Source organism: Streptomyces sp. NPDC059900, from assembly GCF_050270335.1.
Taxonomy (GTDB): domain Bacteria; phylum Actinomycetota; class Actinomycetes; order Streptomycetales; family Streptomycetaceae; genus Streptomyces.
The window spans coordinates 1-7,769 of sequence record NZ_JBNNJZ010000391.1 but is presented as its reverse complement, the minus strand read 5'-3'; the positions used below and the strand labels follow the sequence as shown (position 1 = coordinate 7,769).

Here is a 7,769-nt window from a genome sequence, read left to right as displayed (position 1 = left end):
GTTGGGCGAAGTGCGCCAGTTGGCGGCGCTGCCGTGCGTGACGCCATTGATGTTGTTGCCGCCGCCGGTTCCGTTGGACGCGGGAGCGGGGGCCTGCGCCGGGCGCCGGGGTGCGGCCGGGGTCTGCGGCTCCTGCGCCCGGGGCCGCGACGGGAGGGGTGACGACGGCTGCGGGCGCTGGGGCTGCTGCTGCTCGGGGGAGCGGTCGCCGCCCTGCGGGGCCTGGTAGCCCTGCTGCTGTTGCTGCTGGAACCAGTTGGTCTCCAGCGTGTCGAACAGCGGGGTGCGGCCGTCGCCGGGACCGGCGGGCGGCAAGCCCTCCGGCTGCGCGGGCTGCTGGGGCTGCTGCGGCTGCGAGGCCTGCGGCGGCACCGGCGGGATGCCGAGCCGGCCGCCCTGGCTCTGCCCCTGGCCGGGACCCTGACCGCGCCCGGCAGGCTCGCTGTTGTAGCCGGGGGCGCTGGTGCCGGGACGCTGGAACTGGCCCGTGCCGGAGGAGGCGTCCTGGTTGCCCTGGCCGCCCTGGTTGCCGAGCCCGCCCTGGTTGCCCTGACCGCCCTGCCTGCCGAAGACGTCCGGGCGTACGAACTGCCCGGTGCCCTGCTGGCCGCCCTGGCCGGGACCCTGCTGCCCGGTGTGCTGCGGCGCGCCCGTGCCCGGCGGCGGACCGTTGAAGTCCGGCCGCGCGAACTCGGCGGTCGAACCGGGGCCCTGGATGCCCGCGTCGGCCGGGGAGTGCTGCGGGAACTGCCCCGTGGACTCCGGCTCCTCGTGCCCGCGCGGGGTGTCGAACGGCTCGCGCGAGACCTGCGGCTGCGCGTTCTCGTCGCTCCAACTGGGCACGCGGGGCTGCGGGTTGCCGCCGGGAAGCTCGGCACGCGGACCACCGCGCGGCGGCAGCTGCGGGCGGCGCCCCTGGTCCCCGGCGTTGTTCGCCGAGGGGTTCGCGGGGTTCGACGGGTTCGCGGGCCCGGCCGGAGGCACCGGGTTCGTACGCTGCTGCGGCACCGGAGGCTGCGGCGCGGAGGACTGCCCGCGGCCACTGCCCTGCCCGCCCTCGAAGAGGCTGCCGCCGGAGCTGCCCGGGGCACCGGCCCCGAATCCGGGCGGTCCCTGCCGGGAAGGCTGCTGGCCCGAAGGCCCGGCCGGAGCGGACGGCGAACCGGTCCGCGGCCCCGCGTCACGCGACGGCAGCGCGGCCCGCGGCCCCGATCCCGTGACCTGACCACGGGGCGGACCCGCACCGAGCCGGCCCGCGGAACCCGCGGGAGCCGAGCCGGGCGCTCCGCTGCCGGCGCCGACACCGCGGCGCGCGGCGGCCGCACCGGCCGAAGCCTGCGCGGCGACAGGGCCGCCGCTCTGGCCGGGGCCGGGCGTACCGGGCTTGTTCGGCGCCTTCTTGCCGCCCTGGGCGACATCGATGGGCAGCATGACGAGCGCGGTCGTACCGCCGGAGTCCGAAGGACGGAGCTGGATGCGGATGCCGTGGCGCTGCGAAAGGCGGCCGACCACGAACAGACCCATGCGGCGCGAGACCGAGACGTCCACGGTGGGCGGCGAGGCGAGCCGCTCGTTGATCGCGGCGAGGTCCTCGGGGGAGAGGCCGATGCCGGTGTCGTGGATCTCGATGAGCACGCGCCCGTCGGGCAGCGCGTGACCGGTGACCTTGACCTTGGTCTGCGGCGAGGAGAACGACGTCGCGTTCTCCAGGAGCTCGGCGAGCAGGTGCACGAGGTCGTTGACCACGCGTCCGGCGACCTCGGTCGTCGGCACCGCGGAGAGCTCGATGCGCTCGTACTGCTCCACCTCGGACGCGGCGGCACGCAGCACGTCGACGAGCGGAACCGGCCGGGTCCAGCGGCGGCCGGGCTCTTCACCGGCGAGGACGAGGAGGTTCTCGCCGTTACGGCGCATGCGGGTGGCGAGGTGGTCGAGCTTGAAGAGCGAGGACAGCTGGTCCGGATCGGCCTCGCGCGACTCCAGCTCGGAGATGAGCGAGAGCTGGCGCTGGATGAGGCCCTGCGAACGGCGCGAGAGGTTGGTGAACATCGCGTTGACGTTGCCTCGCAGCAGCGCCTGCTCGGCGGCGAGGCGGACGGCCTCGCGGTGCACGTCGTCGAAGGCCGCGGCCACCTGGCCGATCTCGTCCCTGGAGTGCACGCCGACGGACTCGACGGAGGTGTCGACGTCCTGCGGGTCGGCCTCGGAGAGCTGCTTGACCAGCTCGGGCAGCCGGTCCTGGGCGACCTTGGTCGCGGTGTCCTGGAGGCGCCGCAGCGAGCGGATCATGGACCGGGCCACGACGAAGGCGCCGACGAGCGAGACACCGAGGACGAGCAGGATCAGCGCACCGTTGAGGATGGCGGCCTGCTCGGACTCGTTGCGCAGCTCGCGGGCGTTCTGCTCCATCTCGTTGAGCAGCGTGAGCTCGATCTTGGACATCGCATCGATCTTGGTGGTGTCCGCGTCCACCCAGTCCTTGTACGAGCGCTTGTCCTGGAGCTTGATGCCGCCCTCCTGCTCAAGCACACGCTTGGCGTAGGAGTCGGCGCCCTTGATGGACGAGTTGCCGCCGTCGATGGGCTTGGTCAGCTCGTCGGCGTTGCCCGCGTAGATGCCCTTGAAGGCCTGGAGCTCCGAGCCCTCCTTGTCGAGGGCGGCGAAGCCGTAGCGCCGGTCGGTCTCGGAGATCTTGCCGAACGTGCTGTCGCCCGCGGGGAGCGAGGCGGCGATGATCGCGCGCTGCACCGAGGCGTACTCCTTGGCGGAGGAGAACGCCGTCAGGGCGCGGGTGCGCTGGATCATGTCCGGGTTGCTGGTCGCCTGTGCCATGTCCGAGGACAGGGAGAGCAGCTGGTCGATGAGCTGGCTGTAGGCGTCGACCGTCTGCGACGTGGAGTTCTGGTCCCCGTACGCGTTCTTGCGTACGTCGCTGATCTTCTGCAGCTGCTGGGTGATCTCGACGGTGTTCGCACGGACGCCGGAGAGGCCCTTGTCGCCGTCGGTGTTGTCGAGCTCCTGCGTCTCCTGGAGGAAACGGTTGTACGCGCGGTCGGTCTTCTGCCGGGAGCCCTTGACCACGTAGTCCGACGACTTCGCGCCGTGCGCGAGGGGTCCTGCCGAGCGGTCGCGCTCCTCCTGGAGCGCGGAGGCCAGCTCGGTGGCCCGCTTGGTCATGTCGGTCAGCATCTTCATGTTGTTGAGCTGCTGGATCTCGTCCATCGACTCATTGATACGAAGAGCACCGAGCGAGGTCGCCGTGATCACGGGGAGCGCGAGCAGCGAGACAAGTCGGGTGGAGATGCGCCAGTTGCGCAGGGCTATTCGGGAGCCGGGCCCGGTGGGCGATTTCGCGGTGCCCGTCGTGCCCCCCGCCGGCGCGGTGGCCGTGGGCAGGCTCGTGCCGCCGCCCGGACCGCGCACGGCACTGGGGCCACCGTCGCCGGGTGCCTGCCCGGGGTTCTGGGCGTGCTGGGCCGAGGAGCCGCGGTCGGTCCCGCCGCGCTCCGGCTCTGCCGCAGCGCTGCTGCCATCCCTCTTGAAACGTCCCTGCACTAGCGTCGCAACCTCTGGACCAGGCGTCCCTCCGCACAAACGGCGGGACGGTGTCGGCGTCGTGGGGCGCAGAACGCCCCATGGTGGTCGTGAGTGACCGGCGCTGGCTCCCCTTTCCCGCCGCCACTCGGCGCTGCGTTGCGCCCCTGCGCGCCGGTTTCGATCCCGCGGCGGTCCCGGGAATTCCAGCACAGTGCAGGATCTCCAACAAGGCCCGTGTGTCGCGTCGCGACGTCCGTGACACGGCGTGAGGGGCGGGTCACGAGACGTAGAAAGTTATCCAGGGCAAATCGGACCATTGCGCCCAAGAAAGCTACGCGCTGCAGGTGTCCCAGTCTTCATGATCGGGAGCGGAATGATGGCTTCAGTGGCGCAATGTCCGATTCCAACAAGGCCTTCACGGGCCTGAATTGACCCATTTGCCCGCTCAGTCGTGAGCAAACTCACATCAAGATCAAGGCCTCCCCAAAGCTTTCGCCGGGAATTGGATGTTTAGCCTGACGCTTTACAGGGATGGCGAATCCGACAACCGGTGCCCGCCCAGGGCGCCTCAACCGACAGGATCCGAACAGCAGATGAAGACTGTGAAGTCGGCGATGTTCCGCAACATAGCCAACCCGCGCCGCACCACCCTCGCCCACCTCACGGACGCGCAGGAGGTCGCCCCGGCCGCCGAGCAGCCCGACCACGCACTGGAACTGCCGACGGTGACGGCCAACCCCAAGCGCACGGTCCTGATGGACGCGCCGGAGCAGTTCACCCCGGCCGGGGTGTAGTTCAGCCCGTCCGGCATTCGGGGACGAGCGCGCGGCGCGATCGAGGGGGCGCAGCCGCGGGGTCGCAGGAGGCCTGGCCTGGCCACGCCGCGTTAGCCTGGGGTGTCCAGTCTCTCCCTCCAGCAAAGGGCACCGCTCTTGCGCATCGCCAGGTTCTCCATCGACGGCAACGTCGCCTTCGGCGCGGTCGAGGGCGAAAGTCCCCCCGGAACGACCGACGGGCTCGTCCTCGACATCATCAAGGGCATCCCGTTCGCGGACTTCGAGCTCTCCGGCACGAAGGTCCCGATGAGCAAGGTCAGGCTGCTGCCCCCGGTGCTCCCCAACAAGGTCGTGGGCATCGGCCGCAACTACGCCGACCACGCGGCGGAGCTCGGCAACGAGGTCCCCGACATCCCGGTGGCCTTCTTCAAGCCGTCCACCTCGGTGATCGGCCCCGGCGACGCCATCGCGTACCCCTCCTTCTCGCAGGAGGTGCACTACGAGGCCGAGCTCGCCGTGGTCATCGGCCGCATGTGCCGCGAGGTCCCGCGTGAGCGCGCCCGCGACGTCATCCTCGGCTACACCTGCGCGAACGACGTCACCGCGCGTGACGTGCAGCAGCGCGAGAAGCAGTGGGCCAGGGCCAAGGGCTTCGACTCCTCCTGCCCGCTCGGCCCCTGGGTGGAGACCGACCTGGACCCCTCCGACCTCACCATCCAGTGCACGGTCAACGGCGAACAGCGCCAGCTGGGGCGTACGACCGACATGGTCCGCTCCATCGAGGACCTGATCGTGCACATCTCCGAGGCCATGACGCTGCTCCCGGGCGACGTCATCCTCACGGGCACCCCGGCAGGGGTCGGCTCCCTCAACGTCGGCGACGAGGTCGCCGTCACCATCGAAGGCATCGGCACTCTCACCAACAAGGTGATCAAGCGTGGCTAACGCGACCCCCGTACGCGTACGGTTCTGTCCCTCGCCGACCGGCAACCCCCACGTGGGCCTGGTCCGCACCGCTCTCTTCAACTGGGCCTACGCCCGGCACAACGAGGGCTCCCTGGTCTTCCGCATCGAGGACACCGACGCGGCCCGTGACTCCGAGGAGTCGTACGAGCAGCTGCTCGAGGCGATGCGCTGGCTGGGCTTCGACTGGGACGAGGGCCCCGAGGTCGGCGGCCCGCACGCGCCGTACCGCCAGTCGCAGCGCATGGACATCTACCAGGACGTCGCCGCCAAGCTCCTGGACGCGGGCCGCGCGTACTACTGCTACTGCTCCACGGAGGAGCTGGACAGCCGCCGCGAGGCCGCCCGCGCCGCCGGCAAGCCGTCCGGCTACGACGGCCACTGCCGCGACCTGACCACCGAGCAGCGCGCCGCGTACGAGACGGAGGGCCGCAAGCCCATCGTCCGCTTCCGCATGCCCGACGAGGCGATCACGTTCACGGACCTGGTCCGCGGCGAGATCACCGTCCAGCCGGAGAACCTCCCGGACTACGGCATCGTGCGCGCCAACGGAGCACCGCTCTACACCCTGGTGAACCCGGTCGACGACGCCCTGATGGAGATCACCCACGTCCTGCGCGGCGAGGACCTGCTCTCCTCGACCCCCCGGCAGATCGCCCTCTACAAGGCGCTCGCCGACCTGGGCGTCGCCAAGGAGATCCCGGCCTTCGGCCACCTCCCGTACGTCATGGGCGAGGGCAACAAGAAGCTGAGCAAGCGCGACCCCCAGGCCTCGCTCAACCTCTACCGCGAGCGCGGCTTCCTGCCCGAGGGCCTCCTCAACTACCTGTCCCTCCTGGGCTGGTCGTTCTCCGCGGACCAGGACGTCTTCACGATCCCCGAGATGGTCGCCAAGTTCGACCTGGCGGACGTGAACGCCAACCCGGCCCGCTTCGACCTGAAGAAGGCCGAGGCGATCAACGCCGACCACATCCGCATGCTGGACGTGAAGGCGTTCGCGGCGGCCTGCGAGCCCTGGCTCAGTGCCCCGCACGCCAACTGGGCCCCCGAAGCCTTCGACCAGGCGGCCTGGGAGGCCATCGCCCCCCACGCCCAGACCCGGATCAAGGTCCTCTCCGAGATCACGGAGAACGTGGACTTCCTCTTCCTCGACGAGCCCGTCGAAGACGAAGCGTCCTGGACCAAGGCCATGGGCAAGGGCGACCCGGCCGCGCTCCTGACGACGGCCCGCGCCAAGCTCGACGCGGCCGACTGGACGTCCCCCGAGTCCCTCAAGGAGGCCGTCCTGGCCGCCGGCGAGGAGCACGGCCTGAAGCTCGGCAAGGCCCAGGCCCCGGTCCGCGTGGCCGTCACCGGCCGCACGGTCGGCCTGCCCCTCTTCGAGTCCCTGGAGATCCTGGGCAAGGAGAAGTCGCTGACCCGCATCGACGCGGCCCTGGCCAAGCTGGCCGCGTAGGCGCGCACGCACGGACGGACCGAAGGACCCGGAAGCCACGACAGCTTCCGGGTCCTTCGCATACCGTCGGACGCATGCCGATCAAAGCCGTGGTCTGGGACGTCGATGACACGATCTTCGATTACGCGCACGCCGACGCTGCGGGCATGCACGCCCATCTCACCGCCGAAGGGATCATCGAGCGGTACGAGACCGCCGAGCGTGCCCTCGTCCTGTGGAAAGAGATCACCGAGCGGCACTGGGCGCGCTTCAGCGCCGGAGGAATCGATTTCGAGGACCAGCGGCGCGACCGCGTACGCGAGTTCCTCGACGACGTCCTGAGCGACCGGGACGCGGACGCCTGGTTCGCGCGCTATCTCGTCCACTACGAATCCGCGTGGCAGCTCTTCCCCGACACCGTCCCCGTCCTTGACACCCTCGCCGGTGACTATCGTCACGCGGTCCTCTCCAACTCCGCCCTGGTCGTCCAGGACCGCAAGCTGCGCGTCCTCGGCGTGCGCGACCGCTTCGAGTCCGTCCTGTGCGCCGCCGAACTCGGCGTCTCCAAGCCCGCGGCGGAAGCCTTCCTCGCGGTGTGCACCACGATGGGCCTGGAGCCCGGGGAGGTCGCCTACGTCGGGGACCAGCCGGAGATCGACGCAAGAGGCGCTCGGGACGCGGGCCTTCTCGGGATCTGGCTCGACCGCAACAGCGCCGTCCAGGAAGGTCCGTCGGGCGTGCACCGCATCTCGCGGCTCACCGACCTGCCCCCGCTGCTCCGCGGCGATACCCGTTTTGGAGCGCCGTCCACCTTCGGGTAATGTTCTTCCTGCGCCGCCCGAGAAGGCCGAAAGGTCCGGACAGGGAGACGTAAATCGAAGCAAAACCCCTTGAAGGGGTTGCGTATCGATGGCCTATGGTGTAATTGGCAGCACGACGGTTTCTGGTTCCGTTAGTCTAGGTTCGAGTCCTGGTAGGCCAGCTCGCAGAGCTTATCTGCAACGCCCCCGTTGTGTAGCGGCCTAGCACGCCGCCCTCTCAAGGCGGTAGCGCCGGTT

Annotated in this window: 5 protein-coding genes and 1 tRNA gene; 5 read left to right on the top strand and 1 reads right to left on the bottom strand. The window is 70.3% G+C overall.

The window, feature by feature from the left end; translation table 11 throughout:
- Positions 1-3,555, bottom strand: a 3,555-nt coding sequence (locus ACQKIP_RS33610; RefSeq protein ID WP_427745014.1) for a nitrate- and nitrite sensing domain-containing protein, incomplete at its 3' end; no start/stop codon positions are given.
- Positions 3,556-4,130: 575 nt separating this feature from the next.
- Here ACQKIP_RS33610 and ACQKIP_RS33605 point away from each other — a divergent pair.
- The 5 genes from ACQKIP_RS33605 (at position 4,131) to ACQKIP_RS33585 (ending at position 7,693) form a co-directional block, all read left to right on the top strand.
- On the top strand, positions 4,131-4,331 hold the full coding sequence (locus ACQKIP_RS33605; RefSeq protein ID WP_365864822.1) for a hypothetical protein: 201 nt from the start codon (positions 4,131-4,133) through the stop codon (positions 4,329-4,331).
- 138 nt (positions 4,332-4,469) lie between these two features.
- Entirely contained in the window at positions 4,470-5,258 is a 789-nt protein-coding gene (locus tag ACQKIP_RS33600) for a fumarylacetoacetate hydrolase family protein (protein WP_365864820.1), read from the top strand.
- The gene (gltX, locus tag ACQKIP_RS33595; RefSeq protein ID WP_365864818.1) at positions 5,251-6,732 is read left to right on the top strand and encodes a glutamate--tRNA ligase; all 1,482 of its coding nucleotides are present in this window, start codon (positions 5,251-5,253) and stop codon (positions 6,730-6,732) included. Before ACQKIP_RS33600 ends, gltX begins: the two co-directional genes overlap by 8 nt.
- Positions 6,733-6,806: 74 nt before the next feature.
- The gene (locus ACQKIP_RS33590; RefSeq protein WP_365864816.1) at positions 6,807-7,532 is read left to right on the top strand and encodes an HAD family hydrolase; all 726 of its coding nucleotides are present in this window, start codon (positions 6,807-6,809) and stop codon (positions 7,530-7,532) included.
- 89 nt (positions 7,533-7,621) lie between these two features.
- Positions 7,622-7,693, top strand: a tRNA-Gln gene (locus ACQKIP_RS33585).
- Positions 7,694-7,769: the final 76 nt, after the last annotated feature.

What these genes read in the sequence shown, in the direction of transcription:
- ACQKIP_RS33605 (WP_365864822.1), top strand. Translation starts at nt 4,131, where the DNA reads ATGAAGACTGTGAAGTCGGCGATGTTCCGCAACATAGCCAACCCGCGC.
- ACQKIP_RS33590 (WP_365864816.1), top strand. Translation starts at nt 6,807, where the DNA reads ATGCCGATCAAAGCCGTGGTCTGGGACGTCGATGACACGATCTTCGAT.